20 protein-coding genes and 1 tRNA gene are annotated in these 19972 nt (G+C 62.3%); 17 read left to right on the top strand and 4 right to left on the bottom strand.

The window, feature by feature from the left end:
* Window positions 1-38 precede the first annotated feature (38 nt).
* Window positions 39-662: a LysE family translocator gene (locus tag H7993_RS08970; RefSeq protein ID WP_185794087.1), complete on the bottom strand. Its 624-nt coding sequence runs from the start codon at window positions 660-662 to the stop codon at window positions 39-41.
* A gap of 238 nt (window positions 663-900) precedes the next feature.
* Window positions 901-985 (bottom strand) — tRNA-Leu (locus H7993_RS08965).
* Window positions 986-1094: 109 nt separating this feature from the next.
* Between H7993_RS08965 and queA the strand changes: the two genes are divergently transcribed.
* The 6 genes from queA to H7993_RS08935 all read left to right on the top strand — a co-directional run bounded on the left by queA (window position 1095) and on the right by H7993_RS08935 (window position 7197).
* Window positions 1095-2159 (top strand): tRNA preQ1(34) S-adenosylmethionine ribosyltransferase-isomerase QueA, encoded by a 1065-nt coding sequence (queA, locus tag H7993_RS08960; protein WP_185794086.1) that lies wholly within the window; start codon window positions 1095-1097, stop codon window positions 2157-2159.
* 14 nt (window positions 2160-2173) lie between these two features.
* Window positions 2174-3289: a tRNA guanosine(34) transglycosylase Tgt gene (gene tgt / locus H7993_RS08955; RefSeq protein WP_163007623.1), complete on the top strand. Its 1116-nt coding sequence runs from the start codon at window positions 2174-2176 to the stop codon at window positions 3287-3289.
* Between the two features lie 51 nt (window positions 3290-3340).
* Window positions 3341-3676 carry a preprotein translocase subunit YajC gene (gene yajC, locus H7993_RS08950; protein WP_122479568.1) on the top strand — a complete coding sequence of 112 codons (336 nt, stop codon included), beginning with the start codon at window positions 3341-3343 and terminating at the stop codon, window positions 3674-3676.
* A gap of 62 nt (window positions 3677-3738) precedes the next feature.
* Window positions 3739-5607: a protein translocase subunit SecD gene (gene secD / locus H7993_RS08945; RefSeq protein ID WP_185794085.1), complete on the top strand. Its 1869-nt coding sequence runs from the start codon at window positions 3739-3741 to the stop codon at window positions 5605-5607.
* A gap of 9 nt (window positions 5608-5616) precedes the next feature.
* The gene (gene secF / locus H7993_RS08940) at window positions 5617-6528 is read left to right on the top strand and encodes a protein translocase subunit SecF (RefSeq protein WP_185794084.1); all 912 of its coding nucleotides are present in this window, start codon (window positions 5617-5619) and stop codon (window positions 6526-6528) included.
* A gap of 120 nt (window positions 6529-6648) precedes the next feature.
* Window positions 6649-7197, top strand: coding sequence for a glycine zipper 2TM domain-containing protein (locus H7993_RS08935; RefSeq protein ID WP_122713500.1), 549 nt, complete (start codon window positions 6649-6651; stop codon window positions 7195-7197).
* On the opposite strand, the gene H7993_RS08930 is transcribed toward H7993_RS08935, so the two are convergent.
* Window positions 7182-8141: a LysR family transcriptional regulator gene (locus tag H7993_RS08930; RefSeq protein WP_185794214.1), complete on the bottom strand. Its 960-nt coding sequence runs from the start codon at window positions 8139-8141 to the stop codon at window positions 7182-7184. The two genes, H7993_RS08935 and H7993_RS08930, sit on opposite strands and share 16 nt — an antisense overlap.
* Window positions 8142-8650: 509 nt before the next feature.
* On the opposite strand from H7993_RS08930, the gene H7993_RS08925 reads away from it, so the two are divergent.
* The 8 genes from H7993_RS08925 to argE all read left to right on the top strand — a co-directional run bounded on the left by H7993_RS08925 (window position 8651) and on the right by argE (window position 16469).
* Window positions 8651-10171, top strand: coding sequence for an amino acid ABC transporter permease/ATP-binding protein (locus H7993_RS08925; protein ID WP_122479739.1), 1521 nt, complete (start codon window positions 8651-8653; stop codon window positions 10169-10171).
* A 29-nt stretch (window positions 10172-10200) separates the two neighbouring features.
* Window positions 10201-11073 carry a phytanoyl-CoA dioxygenase family protein gene (locus H7993_RS08920; protein WP_185794083.1) on the top strand — a complete coding sequence of 291 codons (873 nt, stop codon included), beginning with the start codon at window positions 10201-10203 and terminating at the stop codon, window positions 11071-11073.
* Between the two features lie 25 nt (window positions 11074-11098).
* The gene (locus tag H7993_RS08915; protein ID WP_122479562.1) at window positions 11099-11932 is read left to right on the top strand and encodes a transporter substrate-binding domain-containing protein; all 834 of its coding nucleotides are present in this window, start codon (window positions 11099-11101) and stop codon (window positions 11930-11932) included.
* A 72-nt stretch (window positions 11933-12004) separates the two neighbouring features.
* Window positions 12005-12736: a class II aldolase and adducin N-terminal domain-containing protein gene (locus tag H7993_RS08910; RefSeq protein ID WP_185794082.1), complete on the top strand. Its 732-nt coding sequence runs from the start codon at window positions 12005-12007 to the stop codon at window positions 12734-12736.
* A 122-nt stretch (window positions 12737-12858) separates the two neighbouring features.
* Window positions 12859-14154: a flavin-containing monooxygenase gene (locus H7993_RS08905; protein WP_185794081.1), complete on the top strand. Its 1296-nt coding sequence runs from the start codon at window positions 12859-12861 to the stop codon at window positions 14152-14154.
* 62 nt (window positions 14155-14216) lie between these two features.
* Window positions 14217-14627 carry a RidA family protein gene (locus H7993_RS08900; protein ID WP_122713495.1) on the top strand — a complete coding sequence of 137 codons (411 nt, stop codon included), beginning with the start codon at window positions 14217-14219 and terminating at the stop codon, window positions 14625-14627.
* A gap of 13 nt (window positions 14628-14640) precedes the next feature.
* On the top strand, window positions 14641-15318 hold the full coding sequence (locus tag H7993_RS08895; protein WP_185794080.1) for a DUF1028 domain-containing protein: 678 nt from the start codon (window positions 14641-14643) through the stop codon (window positions 15316-15318).
* Window positions 15315-16469, top strand: coding sequence for an acetylornithine deacetylase (gene argE / locus H7993_RS08890; protein WP_185794079.1), 1155 nt, complete (start codon window positions 15315-15317; stop codon window positions 16467-16469). Before H7993_RS08895 ends, argE begins: the two co-directional genes overlap by 4 nt.
* 88 nt (window positions 16470-16557) lie before the next feature.
* Here the strand turns inward: argE and suhB are convergent, their stop codons facing one another.
* Entirely contained in the window at window positions 16558-17373 is an 816-nt protein-coding gene (gene suhB, locus H7993_RS08885) for a type III secretion system regulator SuhB (RefSeq protein WP_122479557.1), read from the bottom strand.
* Between the two features lie 133 nt (window positions 17374-17506).
* Between suhB and trmJ the strand changes: the two genes are divergently transcribed.
* From trmJ to iscR, 3 genes are all read left to right on the top strand, one after another.
* The gene (trmJ, locus tag H7993_RS08880; RefSeq protein WP_185794078.1) at window positions 17507-18259 is read left to right on the top strand and encodes a tRNA (cytosine(32)/uridine(32)-2'-O)-methyltransferase TrmJ; all 753 of its coding nucleotides are present in this window, start codon (window positions 17507-17509) and stop codon (window positions 18257-18259) included.
* Complete coding sequence (gene cysE, locus H7993_RS08875; protein ID WP_185794077.1) at window positions 18260-19039, top strand: serine O-acetyltransferase; 780 nt, start codon at window positions 18260-18262, stop codon at window positions 19037-19039.
* Between the two features lie 423 nt (window positions 19040-19462).
* Entirely contained in the window at window positions 19463-19960 is a 498-nt protein-coding gene (gene iscR / locus H7993_RS08870) for a Fe-S cluster assembly transcriptional regulator IscR (RefSeq protein WP_122479554.1), read from the top strand.
* The last annotated feature ends 12 nt before the right edge of the window (window positions 19961-19972 follow it).

Below are 19972 nucleotides of genomic sequence, written 5' to 3'. Positions count from 1 at the left end.
GGGATGGATACCTGTCCGGAGGTGCTTCTGGAGAGTGGTCATATCGGCCGCTCAAGAAACAGAAGTCGTGCTGCCAGCGCTGTCATCACGCTCGCAAAGCCATAATTGGCCCAGCGCCGAGGCATGCTGTTCAATCGTCCGCGCAGCGTTCCGGCACACAGTGCCAGCACACTGTGAAAAACCAGGGAGATCAGCAGAAGCAGCACACCTAGCATCACCAGTTGAACCGTCACACTGGCGTTGCCGACAGTGACGAACTGCGGCAGAAACACCATGAAGAACAGCAGGCCCTTGGGATTCAGCAAGCTGTTGAGCGTGGCGCGAACGAAGATCTTGCGGATCGAACCCAGGGGGCGGGGTGCAGCGCTTTCGCCAGTCGGCGCCGTCAGCGCTTGCCAGGCCAGCCACAACAGATAGCACGCACCGGCCAGCCGTAACAAGTCGAAGGCAGGCGCCCAACTCATGACGACAGCGCCCATGCCGGCGCTGACCAACAGCGTCAGCAGCAAGTCTGCCAGCGAAATCCCCAACGCCGCCGCCACCCCGGCCCGCCAGCCGTGGGCCAGCGCATGGCTGGTGACGAAGGCCATGTTCGGTCCGGGAACGACCAACAGGAGCATTGCGGCGATAACGAACAGGTAGAGGTTGGCTGCATCCGGCATGACGAGCGCTCCTGTGGATTGAGTTCACAGGGTAGGCGCATCGAGCGAGCGGCGGGAGGTACAGTTCAACAGAAGGTGGGGGCAACAGTGGTCGGGGCGGGGCCTGTCAGGCGAGGGATGGGCGCGGAAGTGGCAGCGATTGGGCTGGCGCCTTCGCGGCCACTGGCCGCTCCTACAAAGGGAGTCGGAGAAATCGCAGACGAAAAAAAAGACCTTCGTGAAGGTCTTTTTTCTGATTTGGTGCCCCGAGGGAGACTCGAACTCCCACTCCTTTCGAAAACGGATTTTGAATCCGCCGCGTCTACCAATTCCGCCATCAGGGCTTACAGGCGGCGAAGTATAGAGACGGCGCGACCACTGGTCAATCAGCTTTCATGGTCAATTTTGCAGATTTTTGCTAGAATTTTCAGCCCTATACAGCCGAACCCTATCATGCGTGTCGCCGATTTCTCTTTCGAGCTTCCTGATTCCCTGATCGCTCGCCATCCGTTGGCGGAGCGCCATGGCAGCCGCCTGTTGGTCCTCGATGGGCCGTCCGGTGCGCTGGATCATCGTCAATTCACCGATCTGCCCGGTTTTCTCAGGCCAGGCGACCTGATGGTGTTCAACAATACCCGGGTGATTCCGGCACGGGTGTTTGGCCAGAAGGCGTCGGGGGGCAAGCTGGAGATTCTGGTCGAGCGCGTGCTGGACAGCCATCGCGTGCTGGCCCACGTGCGTTCCAGCAAGTCGCCCAAGCCGGGTTCGAAGATTTTGCTCGACGGCGGCGGCGAGGCCGAGATGGTCGCGCGGCATGATGCGCTGTTCGAGCTGCGCTTCAATGAAGAGGTGTTGCCACTGCTCGATCGGGTCGGGCACATGCCGTTGCCGCCCTACATCGACCGGCCCGACGACAGCGCCGACCGCGAGCGTTATCAGACCGTGTACGCCGAGAAGGCCGGCGCGGTGGCGGCGCCGACGGCGGGGCTGCATTTCGACAAGGCGCTGCTGGCACAGATCGAGGCGATGGGGGTCCAGACCGCTTTCGTGACCCTGCATGTCGGCGCCGGTACCTTCCAGCCGGTGCGGGTCGAGAAGCTTGAAGACCACCACATGCATAAAGAGTGGCTGGAGGTCAGCCAGGACGTGATCGACGCGGTGCAGGCGTGCAAGGCCCGCGGTGGTCGAGTGGTGGCGGTAGGCACCACCAGCGTGCGCTCGCTGGAAAGCGCGGCGCGTGACGGCGTGTTGAAGCCGTTCAGTGGCGACACCGATATCTTCATCTTTCCGGGGCGACCGTTCCGTGTGGTCGATGCCCTGGTCACCAATTTCCATTTGCCGGAGTCCACGCTGCTGATGCTGGTCTCGGCGTTCGCGGGTTATCCCGAAGCCATGGCGGCCTATGCGGCAGCGGTGGCCAACGAGTACCGCTTCTTCAGTTACGGTGATGCCATGTTCATCACCCGCAATCCGGCGCCTCGCGGTCCCAGCGAAGCCGCGCCAGGGGATCAAGCATGAGTCGCACCTGTCGTATGTCGTTCGAATTGCTGGCCACCGATGGCAAGGCCCGTCGTGGCCGCCTGACCTTCCCCCGTGGCGTGGTGGAGACCCCGGCGTTCATGCCGGTGGGCACCTATGGCACGGTCAAGGGCATGTTGCCGCGCGACATCGAGGCGATCGGTGCGCAGATGATTCTGGGAAACACCTTCCACCTGTGGTTGCGCCCGGGCACTGCGGTGATCAAGGCGCACGGCGACCTGCACGATTTCATGCAGTGGAAAGGGCCGATTCTGACCGACTCCGGTGGTTTCCAGGTGTTCAGCCTGGGCGCCATGCGCAAGATCAAGGAGGAGGGCGTGTACTTCGCCTCCCCGGTGGATGGCTCCAAGGTGTTCATGGGGCCGGAAGAATCGATGCAGGTCCAGCGCGACCTGGGATCGGACGTGGTGATGATTTTCGACGAGTGCACGCCTTACCCGGCCGACGAGCACACCGCGCGCACCTCCATGGAGCTTTCGCTGCGCTGGGCGCAACGGTCCAAGGACGCGCATGGCGAAAGCACCGCGGCGCTGTTCGGCATCGTTCAGGGCGGCATGCACGAGAACCTGCGCATGCGTTCGCTCGAAGGCCTGGACAAGATCGGTTTCGATGGCCTGGCCATCGGCGGCCTGTCGGTGGGCGAGCCCAAGCATGAAATGATCAAGGTGCTCGACTACCTGCCGGGCCTGATGCCCGCTGACAAACCTCGTTACCTTATGGGGGTAGGCAAACCCGAAGACTTGGTCGAGGGTGTGCGCCGCGGCGTCGACATGTTCGACTGCGTGATGCCGACGCGCAATGCGCGCAACGGGCATCTGTTCATCGACACGGGCGTGCTGAAGATCCGCAACGCGTTCCATCGCCACGATGATTCGCCGCTGGACCCTACCTGCGATTGCTATACCTGCCGCAACTTCTCGCGCGCTTATCTGCATCACCTGGACAAGTGTGGCGAAATGCTCGGTAGCATGTTGAATACCATCCACAATTTGCGTCATTACCAGCTGCTGATGGCTGGTTTGCGCGAGGCTATTCAACAGGGTACATTGGCCGCCTTTGTCGATGCCTTCTATGCCAAGCGCGGGCTGCCCGTGCCGCCCTTGGACTGACCGTTTTATAAAGACTTTAAGTCAATAACTTCTAAGTAACTGGAGCGTTGAATGAGCTTTTTGATCCCCGCCGCTTTCGCGGACGCCGCTGCACCGGCTGCTGGCCCTGCCGGCTCTGGCTTCGAGTGGATTTTCCTGGTCGGTTTCCTGGTCATCTTCTACATGATGATCTGGCGTCCGCAGGCCAAACGTGCCAAGGAACAGAAAAACCTGCTGGGCAACCTGCAGAAAGGTGACGAAGTGGTCACCAGTGGCGGCATCGCCGGCAAGATCAACAAGGTCACCGACGACTTCGTGGTCATCGAAGTGTCCGACACCGTCGAGCTGAAAATCCAGAAGGGCGCCATCGCCGCGACCCTGCCCAAAGGCACGCTCAAAGCGATCTAAGCTGCAGACTTTTACCCATGTCGGGGCGCGCAAGGCGCCCCGCGTCTTGAACGGGCGGCGTGATGCTGAACAAATACCCTCTGTGGAAATATGTACTGATCCTGGCGGTGCTGGCGATCGGTTTTATCTATTCCGCACCTAATCTCTATCCTGATGACGCGGCCATCCAGGTCAGCGGCGCGAGCACTTCGCTGCAGGTCAATCAGGCAGATCTGGATCGCGTCGGCACGGCACTCAATGCCGCCGGCATCCAGGTCAACTCCGCAAGCCTCGCCGAAAACGGCAAGGGCGGTCTGCTGCGCCTGACCAAGGCCGAAGACCAGTTGCCGGCCAAGGATGTCGTGCGCAAGGCGCTGGGCGATGACTATGTGGTGGCCCTGAACCTGGCTCCGACCACGCCGCCCTGGTTGCGCAGCCTGGGTGCAAGCCCGATGAAGCTGGGCCTCGACCTGTCCGGTGGCGTGCACTTCCTGCTCGAAGTCGACATGGACAAGGCGCTCGACGCCCGCATGAAAGTCTACGAAGGCGAAGTCAAGACGCTGCTGCGCAAGGAGCGCGTGCGTTATCGCAGCCTGCCGCAGCAGGATGGCGCCATTCAGCTGGGCTTCAGCGACACCGCTACCCGCGACCAGGCACAAGCCCTGATCCGCAAGAGTTTCACCGATTTCGACCTGACTGCCAGCGAGCGCAGCGAGTTGTCGGTGCTGCGCCTGGCCATGACCCAGGCCAAGGTCGCGGAGATCCGCGAGTACTCCATCAAGCAGAACCTGACCACGGTGCGTAATCGGGTCAACGAGCTGGGTGTGGCCGAGCCGCTGGTCCAGCGCCAGGGTGCCAACCGCATCGTGGTCGAGCTGCCGGGCGTGCAGGATACTGCCGAAGCCAAGCGTATCCTCGGCAAGACCGCCAACCTCGAGTTCCGTCTCGGTGCCGGTCCGGATGATTCCAAGGCTACTACCGAAACCTTCGAGTTCCGCGAGGGCAACCGTGCTCCCGCGGCAGTCGAGCGTGGCCTGATCATCACCGGTGACCAGGTTACCGATGCCCAGGCCAGCTTCGACGAACACGGCCAGCCACAGGTGAACATTAAGCTCGATGGCCACGGCGGCGACCTCATGAGCCGCGCCACGCGCAGTAACGTTGGCCGCAGCATGGCGGTGATCTTCATCGAGCAGCGCCCGACTACGCGCTACGTCAAGCAGACGGTCAATGGGGTCGAGAAGGACGTTGCGGTACAGACCTTCACCGAAGAGAAGAAGATCATCAGCCTGGCGACCATCCAGTCGCCGCTGGGCAGCCAGTTCCGCATTACCGGCCTCAACGGCCAGGGTGAGTCATCCGAACTGGCGCTGCTGTTGCGTGCCGGTGGTCTGGCGGCACCGATGTACTTCGCCGAAGAACGTACCATTGGCCCGAGCCTGGGTGCCGACAACATCACCAAGGGTGTCGATGCATCGCTGTGGGGCATGCTGTTCGTCTCGCTGTTCATCATTGCCATCTACCGCTTCTTCGGTGTGATCGCCACCGTGGCACTGGCCTTGAACATGGTCATGCTGCTGGCGCTGATGTCGCTGCTGGGGGCAACCCTGACGCTGCCGGGCATTGCCGGTATCGTGCTGACGATGGGCATGGCGGTGGACGCCAACGTGCTGATCTTCTCGCGCATACGTGAGGAAATCGCCAATGGCATGAGCATCCAGCGCGCCATTCACGAAGGTTTCGACCGCGCCTACACCGCGATCATCGATGCCAACCTGACGACGCTGCTGGTCGGCGGCATTCTCTTCGCCATGGGCACCGGCCCGGTCAAGGGCTTCGCCGTCACCATGTCCCTCGGGATCTTTACCTCGATGTTCACGGCCATCATGGTGACCCGCGCAATGGTCAACCTGATCTACGGCGGTCGGGACTTCAAGAAGTTGTGGATTTAAGGGGCTGCCATGTTACGTACCATCAACTTCATGGGCGTTCGCAATATTGCGTTCGCCATCACCGTGCTCCTTACCGTGCTGGCGTTGTTCAGCATGTTTCACAAGGGCATGAACTACGGGCTGGACTTCACCGGCGGTACGCTCATCGAGCTGACCTACGAAAAGCCGGCCGACCTGGGCCTGGTGCGTGAAGAGCTGGTGAAAGCCGGTTATCACGATGCCGTGGTGCAGAACTTCGGTGCTACCACCGACCTGCTGGTGCGCATGCCGGGTGAAGACCCGCAATTGGGCAACCAGGTCGCAGCGGCGCTGCAGACGGTCGGTGGCGACAACCCTGCCACGGTCAAGCGCGTCGAATTCGTCGGTCCGCAGGTGGGTGAAGAACTGCGCGACCAGGGCGGCCTCGGCATGCTGCTGGCGCTGGGCGGCGTGCTCATCTATCTGGCGTTCCGCTTCCAGTGGAAGTTTGCAGTCGGCGCGATCCTCTCGTTGATCCACGACGTGATCGTCACCGTCGGCCTGCTGTCGTTCTTCCAGATCACCTTCGACCTGACGGTGCTGGCTGCGGTACTGGCCATCATCGGTTACTCGCTCAACGACACCATCGTGGTATTCGACCGGGTTCGCGAGAACTTCCGGGTGATGCGCAAGGCGTCCTTGATGGAGAACATCAACGTGTCCACCACGCAGACGCTGCTGCGAACCGTGGCGACCTCGGTGTCGACCTTGCTGGCCATCGCCGCACTGATGTTCTTCGGTGGCGACAACCTGTGGGGCTTCTCGCTGGCGCTGTTCATCGGCGTGATGGCCGGTACCTACTCGTCGATCTACATCGCCAACGTGGTACTGATCTGGCTGAACCTGAGCAGCGAGGATCTGATTCCTCCAGTGGCCAAGGACCAGGTCGACGACCGTCCATAAGACGTTCGACTGTCCCAACGGCAAGGCCCGAAAGGCGCGAGTATTGAACTCGCGCCTTTTTTTATGCTCCAAGGCATGGAAGCGTGGCTTCGTGCCATGATTGTAGTCAGGAGGTTCAAAGTGAATAAATCGTTGCTGATTGGTGCAGTGCTCGGTGCAGTCGGTGTTACAGCCGGAGGTGCCGTTGCAACCTACAGCCTCGTGAACAAGGGCCCCGAGTACGCTGACGTATTGGCCGCAGAGCCGATCAAGCAGCAGATCAAGACGCCTCGCGAAGTGTGCAAGGACGTCACCGTGACTCGGCAGAAGGCCGTTCAGGACCAGCATCAGATCGTTGGCAGCGTCCTTGGTGCAGTGGCAGGTGGTTTGCTCGGCAACCAAGTCGGCGGTGGCAATGGCAAGAAGATCGCGACCGTGGCCGGTGCCGTCGGCGGTGGCTATGCAGGCAACAAGGTGCAGGAAGGCATGCAAGGCCGGGACACCTACACCACCACCCAGACGCGCTGCAATACCGTCAACGACATCAGCGACAAGGTCGTTGGCTACAATGTGAAGTACCAGCTCGATGGCAAGGTTGGCCAGGTGCGCATGGATCGTGATCCCGGTTCGCAGATCCCTGTGAACAAGCAGGGTCAGTTGATCCTGGGCGAAAATCAAGCCGGGCAGTAAGCCTCTCGCTCTGCCTCGATCGCAGGCGCCGCCGCCCCAGGTGGCGTCAGCTCCACACTTGAACAGTACTCCATGAACAGCCGGGTCGCCCGACTTGGCTGGTTGTTGCGCAGGTGCGCCATCACCAAGGTCGAGGCAGGCATATCGTCTTCGATCTCCAGATGAGCCAGCAGCTTGCCGTCGTATGTCATCTGCGTACACGGCCGCGTCACCAGCACCGAAAACCCCAGACCTTGCCCCACCATGCAGCGCACCATTTCAATGGAAGGGGAGCTGTAGGCGACCACTGGCGCATAGCCTTTTTCGGTGAAGATATCCATGAAGTAGCTGCGACTGGGGACGGCGTCGAGCAGGATCATCGGCTCCTGGCTCAGGGCCTGCAAGGTCACGGATGGCTGCTGTGCCAGGGGGTGCTCGACAGGCAGCAGGGCGTAGGGCTTGTGCGGTGCGTTGAGGGCCTGTTTGTGGATGGTCGTGCCCAGCTCCAGATCGTAGAGAAAAGCCAGATCGAAGCGACCCCGGTGCAGGCCATGCATCAATTCATGTTGTTCGCCGTCATACAACTGAATGGAAACTTCCGGGTACAGGCTTTTGAATCCAGCCACTAACTTGGGCATGTACAAAGGCGCTGCCGATTCGAAACAGCCAATGGCAATAGTGCCGGAAACATTGCCATTCTCGGCGCGTGAGTCCTGTTCCAATTCCTGGGACAGGCGCAACAACTCCTTGGCCTTCTCATAGATCCTGCCGCCCCCAGCGGTAAGTGAAACACCCTGGGCATGATGGCGAACGAACAAGGGTTGGTTGAAGGCTTCTTCCAGATTCTTGATGGCAACCGAGATGGACGGCTGGGATATATGCAGTTGTCTGGACGCTTCGGCAATGCTGTCCTGTTCTACGGCAGCCACGAAGTATTTAAGTTGCCGCAGGGTAAAGTGCATCACGTTCGACTCCTGTGCAGCGCAGTTCCGCAATGCGCTGGCTGAATAGGTTTTACCTATCTTTGCCAAGGCTGTGCGAAGACCATGCCAGTACTGGCCTGGCCTTGTCGCCAGCATTGCGGGATGTTCCCGTGGCGCGGCACGGCAGCCTGCTTCACCAGGGCGCTCCTGGCTGCGACATTCCGGCACATCCAGCAAATACAGGCAGGTTTGCCTTTGCGCAGCGAAACGCCCCATGTTCGCACGGACTGGAAGTTCACCGCGCCAATACCGTGCACGGGCTTTTCGAAGGTCGTGGTTGTTTCACTGCGTAGCGTACGCAGTCTTCTGTAGCGAACTAACCGTGCCGCTCCTGCTTAGGTTTTTCCTATGCAAGGGGCTCGAATTTACTAATTTCGGCACGACCTGGCATCAATCATGATGGTTACAAGACGGGCAGAACGGGCAACGTTCGAAGTTCAGATCCGACAGGAAGTCACCCATCACTATTGACCTTGCCGAGCGAGCCGACGATGACGTTTGACTGGAAATACATGTTTGGTCTGCTCAGCGATACCGAGTTCTGGATGGCGGCCTGGACCGTGATTCAACTCAGTGTATTGACCTGGGTCATCAGTATCGTGCTGGGCTTTGTTCTAGCCCTGGCGAAGCAGTCCACCCGTCCATTGATCAATCTGCCAGCGCGCGGTTATATCTGGCTGTTTCGCAGTCTGCCGCTGTTGGTGCTGCTGATATTCGTCTACAACCTGCCGCAGGCGATGCCGTCCACATCGGCCGTGCTGGCCAACCCGTTCTGGGCTGGCCTGATCGCGCTGGTGCTCAGTGAAACCGCCTACGTCGCAGAGATCCATCGTGGTGGCTTGCTGTCCATCGCCAAGGGCCAGAGCGAGGCCGCCCGGGCCCTGGGCCTGCGGTTTGCGGGCACGCAATGGCGCATCGTCATTCCCCAGGCATTGCGGGTGGCGCTGCCTTCGCTCACCAATGAGTTCATCTCCATCGTCAAGCTCAGCTCGCTGGTGTCGGTGATCTCGTTGACCGAGATCCTCATGGTGGGTCAGCGCCTGTACTCGCAGAACTTCCTGGTCATGGAAACCATGGCCGGAGTGGCGTTCTTCTACGTGCTGATCGTGACCGTGTTCGACTTTCTGCTCAAGCGCCTGGAGCGCTATCTGGACGTGACCCAGACCAAGGCCGCGCGCCTGCCCGATGCCGAAGTGCTGCGCCTGGCCACCGAGCACAAGGCTGCCGTGGCGCGGCCCAACAGCGATTCGACTGGCCCCGCGCTGCAGGCGACCAAGCTGCACAAGGCCTACAACGACGTCGAAGTACTGGGCGCGGTGAGCTTGCAGATCCAGCCGGGTGAAGTGGTGTCGGTCATCGGCCCTTCGGGCTCGGGCAAGACCACGCTGATTCGCCTGCTCAACGGGCTGGAGCAGATCGACAACGGTGACATCAAGATCAACGGCCAGCCGTTCATTCACCTGGACCGACAGGGCGCACAGCCGCAGCGCTATGTAGAACACGCCGAGCATCGCCTGAACATCGGCATGGTGTTCCAGAGCTTTAACCTGTTCCCGCACATGACCGTGCTCAACAACCTGCTCATGGCCCCGCGTTATCACCGCCTGGCGCCGCTGGCCGATCTCCGGCAGCAGGCCTACGCCCTGCTGCACAAGGTCGGCATGCTCGACCATGCCTGGAAGTACCCGCATCAGTTGTCCGGTGGCCAACAGCAACGCGTGGCGATTGCTCGCGCACTGATGATGCGCCCACAGATCATGCTGTTCGACGAACCCACCTCGGCGCTCGACCCGGAGAAGGTCAACGAGGTGTTGCAGGTCATCGAAGCGCTGGCCAGCGAAGGCATCACCATGATCATCGTGACCCACGAAATGAATTTCGCCTTCAAGGTTTCCGATCGCATCGTCTTCATGGAGAAGGGCCGCGTGGTCTGCGATGACAGTCCGCAGGCGCTGCGTAGCGGGCACAACCCGCGGGTGGAAGCGTTCCTCAAAGATGTCTCGTTGGCTTGAATCCAACCTAACTGGTGCGAGTAGCAAACATGATCGAGCAATGGCAGATAGACCGGTTTCATCGAGATGGCTTTCTGGTTGTGGAGGATGTGCTGGCTGCGCCGGAAGTCGCCGCGCTGCAACAGGACTTCGACCAGTGGGTTCAGGACAGCCGCAGCCAGTCCCTGGCCTGGGGTGAAACACTGGATGGGCGCCCTCGCTTCGATGTGGAAAGCGATCACCGCGCGGACCATCCTTCGCTGCGCCGCGTGGCCTCGCCCACCGAGATTTCGCCGGCGTATCGCCAGGCCGCCTTCGCATCGCGCATGGCCGAGATTGCCGGACAGCTGATCGGCGGCGCCGGTACGCGCTTCCACCACAGCAAGATCAACTCCAAGCTGCCGCACACCGCCACCCAGGTGAAATGGCACCAGGATTTCCTGTTCACCCCGCACAGCAACGATGACCTGGTGACGGCGCTGTTGATGGTCAGCGAAGTGACCCCGCAGAACGGCCCGCTCAAGGTCATCCCCGGCAGCCACACGGGCCCGCTGTGGTCGCACTGGCACGACGAGCGCTTTACCGGTGCGGTGGCCGATGCCGTGGTCGATGAGCACTGCCAGGCACCGGTGGCGTGCTTCGGTCCGCCGGGTTCGGTGTGCTTCATGCACACCCGTCTGCTGCATGCCTCAAGCCCCAACCACACCGAAGATCCGCGAACCCTGTTCATCAGCGTCTACGCCGCCGAGGACGCTTTGCCGCTGGCCGACAACCCGCTGCCCAGCGAGCACGCCGGGCTTCTGGTGGCCGGGCGCGAGAGCGGCCTGGTGCGCAGCACCGATCACCACGTTCGCCTGCCCCAGAAACCCAAGGGTGCATCATTTTTCGTCCAGCAGGCCGGTACCGACCTGACGACTGCCTGACTCCATTGACTGCGAGGAATACCCCATGAAATTGCCAAGCCTGATCGTCCGCCCCGTTGCCATGGCCGTGTTCGGCGCCGTCCTGGCTGCCAGCTCGTTGAGCGCTTCGGCGTTCCAGCAGCCCGGCAAGATCGTCGCCGGTTCCGATATGACGTTCTTCCCCTACGAGTACATGGAGAAGAACAAACCCGCCGGCTTCGATATCGAATTTCTCGACGGTCTGGCCAAGGTCATGGGCATGACTGCGGAAAACATCGACACGCGCTTTCCCAACCTGATCAGCGGACTGCAGGCCGGACGGTTCGATATCACCAACTCGTCGATGTACATCACCGCCGACCGCCTGAAGGTGATCGACATGGTCCCTTACCTGAAAAGTGGCGAGTCGATACTTGCGGTGAAGGGCAGTGACTATCAGCCCAAGACGCCCGAAGAGTTCTGCGGCCACAAGATCGGCTCCATGGGTGCCACGTCCTGGTTGCAGCAGTTGCAGAAGCTGTCTGCCGAATATTGCGTGAAGAATGGCCTGCAGCCGATTGCCATCAGCGAGTACGGCACCGATCCACAGGCAACCCAGGCCATGCTGGCACACGCAGTCGAGGCGCAGATCACCGATGCGGCGGTCGCCCGTGGTGTGGTCGACAAGCTGGGCAATCGCGTGGTGATTTCCTCGCAGACCCTGATCTACCCGGTGCTCAACGGCTTCGGCGTGAAGAAGGGCAACGATGCCGTCAGAAACGCGCTCGTCGAAGGCCTGGAAAAGTACAGCAAGACCCCGGAGTACGCCGCCCTGCTGGCCAAGTACAAGTTCCAGGCGCCGACCGCCGATGACATCGCCACATTGATGCCCAAGCCCTGATAGCGCACGTCAAGATCAGCCATCAGTACCCGCGGATCGTCGCGGGTACGTGCCAACGGAGTGCCCAGCGCCATGGCCCTGAGTTTCGAAGAACAGACGCGCGTCGACCTGGCGGCGACGTTCCGCATCATCGCCCACCTGGGCATGCATGAGGCGGTCGCCAACCATTTCAGTGCGGCCATCAGCGCCGACGGCAAGCAGTTTCTGCTCAACCCCAAATGGGTGCATTTTTCCCGCCTGCGGGCCAGCGATCTGTTGCTGCTCGATGCCGACGATGCCGAAGCCGCGCAGCGCCCGGACGTGGATGCCACTGCCTGGTCGATCCACGGCCAGGTTCACCAGCGCCTGCCCGATGCCCGTGTGGTGCTGCATCTGCACCCGGTCTATACCACCGCCGTGGCCTGCCTGGCGCAGCCCAGGATCGTGCCGGTCGACCAGAACACGGCACGCTATTTCAACCGCGTCGCGGTGGATGAACTGTATGGCGGCATGGCCGATACCAGCGCCGAGGGCGCCCGCCTGGCCAGCTTGCTGGAGGACAAGAGCCGGCTGCTGATGGGCAACCATGGTGTCATCGTCACCGCCCCCACGGTGGGTGAGGCGTTCGATGACATCTGGACCCTGGAGCGCGCCTGCCAGATTCTGGTAACCGCCTGGTCGACCGGTCAGCCGCTCAAGGTGCTGGCTGATGAAGTGGCGGAAAAGACCGCGCGAGACTGGGAGAAAATCAGCGATTTTTCCCAGCGCCATTTCGAAGAAATGAAGTACCTGATGATTCAGGCGGATCCCTCGCTGGTGGACTGAGCACCCGACACCCACTGAGCGCTCTGCACAGCCTCGCGGGTGCCGCAGGACGCCGTGTGCCCGGCTTTCGAATTTTCATGAAGACAGCGGCAAGCCCTGACGGCCTGCCGAAGGATGCCAAGATGAACCAACAGATCACCGAAATAGACACCCTGGTAGTGGGTGCTGGACAGGCCGGGGTGGCCATGAGCGAGCACCTGAGCCGTCTGGGCATCCCTCACCTGGTACTGGAGCGGGCTCGCATCGCCGAAGCCTGGCGCTCGGGCCGTTGGGACTCACTGGTGGCCAACGGCCCGGCCTGGCACGATCGGTTCCCCGGCCTGGAATTCGATATGGACCCGGATGGCTTCGCCGGCAAGGAGCAGGTGGCCGATTATTTCGAAGCCTATGCCCGCACATTCGACGCGCCGATCAAGACCGGTGTGGAGGTCAAGCGAGTGACGCGCAACGTCGGTCGCGCCGGCTTCACCGTGGAAACCAGCGCGGGCACCTATTCGGTCAAGCATCTGGTGTCGGCCACCGGGCCGTTCCAGAAACCGGTCATCCCGGCCATCGCGCCCACTGATTCAACGCTTCACCAGATCCATTCGGCGCACTATTTCAACCCCGAGCAATTGCCCGCAGGCGCGGTGCTGGTGGTCGGTGCGGGGTCATCCGGGGTGCAGATCGCCGAGGAGCTGCTGCGCGCAGGACGCAAGGTCTACCTGTCGGTTGGGCCGCACGACCGGCCGCCACGCGCTTACCGCGGGCGGGATTTCTGCTGGTGGCTGGGTGTGCTCGGGCTGTGGGACAGCGAGACCGTGCAGGCGGGCCGCGAGCACGTCACCATTGCCGTCAGTGGCGCCCGTGGCGGGCATACCGTGGACTTTCGTCGCTTGGCGCAAGCCGGGATGGTGCTGGTCGGCCTGACCGAGCGTTTTGCCGATGGCACCGTCACCTTTGCCCAGGACCTGAACGACAACCTCGACCGGGGTGACGAGAACTATCTGGCCCTGCTCGATGCGGCCGATGCCTATGCCGAGCGCAACGGCCTGGACTTGCCCCTGGAACCGACTGCCCGCGAGCGCGTAGCCGACGCGGCGTGCATCGCCCAGCCGCTGCAGGCGCTGGACCTGGCCGAGGCGGGCGTGGCCACGATCATCTGGGCCACCGGTTATTCGCAAGACTACAGCTGGCTGCAGGTGGACGCCTTCCACGCCAACGGCAAGCCGCGTCACCAGCGCGGCGTGAGCAGCGAACAAGGCATCTATTTCGTCGGTCTGCCATGGTTGTCGCGGCGCGGTTCGGCGTTTATCTGGGGCGTATGGCACGACGCCCGGCATGTCGCCGACCAGATCGCCACCCAGCGCAAATACCGCGCCTACGACGAATCCAGGTCGGCCGCGGACTTGCCCGCCGCGTTGCGCGCCAACGCTTGATCGCAGCTGTTGATCACTACTGTGTGGCGTCACCTCGACGCCTACGCCAAGGAGTTTCGTTCATGGTTACCCATACCCGCATTCGGATGTTCAACACCAAGGACACCTACCCCAACCAGAGCCTGGACAATGACCTGTGCCAAGCTGTCCGGGCCGGCAATACCGTCTATGTGCGTGGCCAGGTGGGCACCGATTTCGACGGCAACCTCGTGGGGCTCGGTGACCCGGCCGCGCAGGCCGAGCAGGCCATGAAAAACGTCAAGCAGTTGCTGGAAGAGGCGGGCAGCGACCTGTCGCATATCGTCAAGACCACGACCTACATCATCGATCCGCGCTATCGCGAGCCGGTCTATCACGTCGTCGGCCGCTGGCTCAAGGGAGTCTTCCCGATTTCCACTGGCCTGGTGGTGTCGGCCCTCGGCCAACCGCAGTGGTTGATGGAAATCGACGTGATCGCCGTCATCCCGGAATGAGGAGTTCCCTGCCATGACCTTTTCCATTGCGGCACGCTGCGCCGAAACCGGCCAGTTGGGCATCGCCATCAGTTCTTCGAGCATCGCCGTGGGCGCCCGCTGCCCGTGGCTGCTGGCCGGGGTGGGGGCGGTGTCGTCACAGAACATCACCCTGCCAGCCCTCGGCCCGCAGACGCTTGTGCTGCTCGAACGGCAGGTCTCGCCTGCAGAGGCGTTGCAGCAGGTGCTGGGCGGCGACGGTTTTGGTGAGTACCGGCAGATCATCGCCCTCGATGCGCAGGGGCGCAGCGCCTTTGTCAGCGGCGGCCAGACCTTGGGCATTCACCATGCGCGCAGCGGTGAGCAATGCGTAGCGGCAGGCAACATGCTGGCCGCCACCGCGGTGGTCGACGCTTTGGTCGAGGCGTTCCAAGAGGCCTCCGGGCACCTGGCCGAGCGCTTGCTGCATGCCATGCTGGCCGGGCTGGCCGCCGGTGGCGAAGCCGGGCCGGTGCACTCTGCGGCGCTGAAAGTAGTAGGTGAGCTGCCGTGGCCCGTCGTCGACCTGCGAGTGGACTGGGCCGAGCATGATCCTTTGGGTGAGTTGCAGCAGCTGTGGCAGGCCTATCGACCGCAGATGCAGGACTATATCGACCGCGCTTTGAATCCGGCGGTGGCGCCGGGTTACGGCGTGCCGGGAGACGCCCGATGAACGCCAGCCGTGATCTGCTCGCGCAGTTGGTGGCCTTCGACACCACCAGTCGCGAGTCGAACCTGGCGCTGATCGAATTCGTTCAGGGCTACCTGGCAGAGTACGGCGTGAGCAGCGAGCTGATCTACAACGAGGCTCGCAGCAAGGCCAATCTGTTCGCCAGCATCGGCCCTGACCATGTGCCGGGCATCGTCCTGTCGGGCCATACCGATGTGGTGCCGGTAGACGGCCAGACCTGGATGTATCCGCCGTTCCAGTTGAGCGAAGCGGGCGGCCGGTTGTACGGCCGCGGCACCGCCGACATGAAAGGCTACATCGCCTGCGTGCTGGCGCAGGTGCCGGCATGGGTCGAGGCACCCCTGCGCAGGCCGCTGCACATCGCGCTGTCCTACGATGAGGAAGTCGGCTGCCTGGGCGTGCGCTCGCTGCTCGAAGCGTTGCGTCACCGGCCGGTGCAGCCGATGTTGTGCGTGATCGGCGAACCGACCGAACTGGCGCCCGTGCTCGGCCACAAGGGCAAACTGGCGATGCGTTGCGAGGTAGAGGGGCTGGCTTGTCACTCGGCCCATGCACCCAGTGGGGTCAATGCCATCGAGTACGCCGCGCGGTTGATTGCCGAACTGGGTCGGCTGGGTGAGGCGCTGCAAACCCCGGATGCACGCAACGAGCGCTTCGATCCGCCGTTTTCCACGGTGCAGGTGGGGGTGATCGCGGGCGGTACGGCGCTCAACATCGTACCCCAGCATTGCCGTTTCGATTTCGAGGTGCGCTCGCTGCCCGCCGATGATCCGCGGCAACTCACCCAGGCCCTGCAAGGTTACGCCGAGCACACGTTACTGCCGGCCATGCAGGCGGTCGGTGGCCAGAGCGCCATTCGCTTCAGCGAGTTGTCCAGCTATCCGGGCCTTGACGTGAGCCATGCCAGCGAGGCGGCGGGCTTGATCGCGCGGTTCAGCGGGTCGCGGGCGTTTTCCACGGTGGCATTCGGTACCGAAGGCGGGCTGTTCGATCAGGCGGGCATAGCGACGGTGGTGTGCGGGCCCGGCAGCATGGCGCAGGGGCACAAGCCCGATGAGTTCGTCAGCATCGCGCAACTGGCTGGCTGCGACGAGATGCTGGGTCGAATACTGGCCTTTGCCTGCGAAGAATAGTCCGTGTTGGCGTGAATCTCGGGCATGAAAAAAGCACCCATCAGGGTGCTTTTTTCGTCGCGGCGCTTGTCGCGTCGGCGCTCGGCGCTCAGCGCTTGAGCGAAGCCGGCAGGTGCGGCTGGATGGCGGTCAGCACCGCCTTGAAGCACTTGGTGTTGCCGGCCACGATGTGGCCGTTTTCGAGGAAGTTGTGGCCGCCGGTGAAATCGCTCACCAGACCGCCTGCTTCCTGTATCAGCAGCACGCCTGCAGCCATGTCCCATTCCGACAGACCTGACTCCCAGAATGCGTCGAAGCGGCCCGCGGCGACGTAGGCCAGATCCAGGCTGGCGGAGCCGGCGCGGCGGATGCCGGCGGTCTGGCCCACCAGGCTGCGGAACATGCCCAGGTAGTTGTCGAGGTTGTCCATCTGGTTGTCACGGAACGGAAAGCCGGTGCCCAGCAAGGCGCCGTCCAGGCTGGTGCGACCGCTGACGCGCAGGCGGCGACCGTTGAGTTGGGCGCCACGGCCACGGCTGGCGGTGAATTCTTCCTGGCGCACCGGGTCCAGAACCACCGCGTGCTCCAGGCGACCGCGGTATTTGCAGGCGATGCTGACGGCGAAATGCGGGACGCCGCGCAGGAAGTTGGTGGTGCCGTCCAGTGGGTCGATGATCCACAGGTAGTCTTCGCCTTCGCCGCTGCCGGCGTGGAAGCCGGTTTCTTCGCCACGGATGCCGTGGGTTGGATAGGCCTTGCGCAGGGCGTCGATGATTTTCTGTTCGGCGGCGCGATCGACTTCGGACACGTAGTCCTTGGCATCTTTCTCGTCGACCTTGATGGTATCCAGGCGCTCGATGGAGCGGAAGATCAATTCACTGGCGCTGCGGGCGGCGCGCAGCGCGATATTCAGCATGGGCTGCATGGACGTTTCACCTAGGTCGTTAAAGAAAGCCGCGCATTCTAGCAGAAAAGTCGTGGACAAGAAGAGGGACATAGCCTTAGTTATAGGCCTTCTGTAATATTTGCCGCCCTTTCCCCGACACAGAGCCCTAGCCGTGCTGGATAACATCCGAGTCGTCCTGGTCAATACCAGCCATCCCGGCAACATCGGTGGAGCGGCGCGCGCCATGAAGAACATGGGCCTGTCGCGGCTGGTGCTGGTCGAGCCCCGCGATTTTCCGTCGCCCGAAGCCGAGGCGCGCGCCTCGGGTGCCAGTGACGTGCTGGAAAACGCCCAGGTGGTCGCCACGCTGGAAGAGGCACTGGTGGGCTGCACGGTGGTGCTGGGTACCAGCGCCCGCGACCGCAGCCTGCCCTGGCCCTTGGTGGATCCCCGTGAATGCGGCGAAAAAGTCATCGACGAAGTGGGGCAGGGCAAGCAGATCGCGCTGGTGTTCGGCCGCGAGCATGCGGGCCTGACCAACGACGAGCTGCAACGCTGTCATTTCCATGTGCACATCCCGTCCAACCCCGATTTCAGCTCGCTGAACCTGGCGGCTGCTGTGCAGGTGCTCGGCTATGAGGTGCGCATGGCCTGGCTGGCGGGCAAGCGGCCGGCTGCTGCCATGGAGAAGGCCGAGGAGAGGGCGACCAGCGACGAGATGGAGCGCTTCTATGGCCATCTGCAGGACACGCTGGTCGATATCGCCTTTCTCGACCCGGAAAAACCGCGGCATTTGATGGCGCGCCTGCGTCGGCTGTTTGGCCGAAGCGCCGTGAACAAGTCGGAAATGAGTATTTTGCGCGGCATTCTCACCGAGACCCAGAAGGTCGCTCGGGGCGAGCCGCATAAGCGCAAGGATCAGTAAATGTTCGAACGTCTGCGGGAAGATATCCAGAGTGTTTTTCATCGCGATCCGGCTGCGCGCAATGCGTTCGAGGTACTGACCTGCTACCCCGGCATGCACGCCATCTGGCTGCATCGGGCGGCCCATGCCTTGTGGAAGCGGGATCTGAAATGGCTGGCGCGGGTGGTGTCGAATTTCGGTCGCTGGATGACCGGGATCGAGATTCATCCGGGCGCCACGGTGGGCCGGCGGTTTTTCATCGACCACGGCATGGGCATCGTGATCGGCGAGACGGCCGAGATCGGCGACGATGTGACGATCTATCAGGGCGTGACCCTGGGCGGTACCAGCTGGAACAAGGGCAAGCGCCATCCAACCCTGGCCGACGGCGTGGTGGTAGGGGCGGGCGCCAAGGTGCTCGGGCCGTTTACGGTGGGCGCCGGGGCCAAGGTCGGCTCCAATGCGGTGGTGACCAAGGAGGTGCCGCCCGGCGCGACCGTGGTGGGGATCCCGGGCAAGATCATCGTCAAGAGCGACGACCAGCTCGATGCGCGGCGCAAGGCCATGGCCGAGAAGATCGGCTTCGATGCCTACGGTGTCGGTGGGGAAGATATGCCAGACCCGGTGGCCAGGGCCATCGGCCAACTGCTCGATCACCTGCATGCAGTGGATGGGCGCCTCGAGGGCATGTGTGGCGCGCTCAACCAGTTGGGCAGCGACTACCGTGCCAAGGACCTGCCGCCCCTGCGTGACGAGGATTTCGAATGCGTGCAGGGCGCGGAGCGCAAGGCCAACCCCTGATCCATCAGATCCACCGCGGCGCCCGTTTCGCGGCCGATGACCGCTCCCACGCGCGCCCCGACCCCCCCGTAGGAGCGGTCCATGGCCGCGAAGGGCGCACCTCGGTCTAGCAGATCCACCGCGGCGCCCGTTTCGCGGCCGATGACCGCTCCTACGCGTGCCTCGACACCCCCGTAGGAGCGGTCCATGGCCGCGAAGGGCGCACATCGGTCTAGCAGATCCACTGCGGCGCCCGTTTCGCAGCCGATGACCGCTCCTGCGGGGCATAGCGCGCAGCGGGTGCTCCCTCCTGCATCATTAGTCTGCTATCATTGCGCCGCCGTTTTTGCACTCAAGTCCTAGTAATTCAGTAGGACTTATAGTTGACAAATTTACTCGGAAATAGGATGATCGAACCTATTCTGAGAACCCGTGGTACTAGCCATGCGACTGACAACTAAAGGCCGATACGCCGTCACTGCCATGCTCGACCTGGCATTGCACGCGCAGCGTGGGCCGGTCTCATTGGCCGACATCTCCGAGCGCCAGGGCATTTCGCTGTCCTACCTGGAGCAACTGTTCGCCAAGCTGCGCCGGGGCAACCTGGTGTCCAGCGTGCGCGGCCCGGGCGGTGGTTACCAGCTTTCCCGCGAAATGGAAGGCATCCAGGTTGCACAGGTCATCGACGCGGTCAACGAATCAGTCGACGCCACCAAGTGCCAGGGCCTGGGTGATTGCCACGCCGGAGACACCTGCCTGACCCATCACCTGTGGTGCGACCTCAGCCAGCAGATCCATGAATTTTTGAGCGGCATCAGTCTGTCCGACCTTGTCACTCGCCGTGAAGTGCAAGAAGTCGCCCAGCGCCAGGACCTGCGCCGTTGCAACAGCAACGGCCGCACGCAACGCCTGGACAAGATCGAAACGTCTGCCGTCGAATGAGAAAGCCAGGTT

It is taken from the genome of Pseudomonas baltica (genome assembly GCF_014235765.1).
Classification (GTDB): domain Bacteria; phylum Pseudomonadota; class Gammaproteobacteria; order Pseudomonadales; family Pseudomonadaceae; genus Aquipseudomonas; species Aquipseudomonas baltica.
The sequence above is the reverse complement of the archived record's forward strand: the minus strand, read 5'-3'. Positions and strand labels throughout refer to the sequence as shown.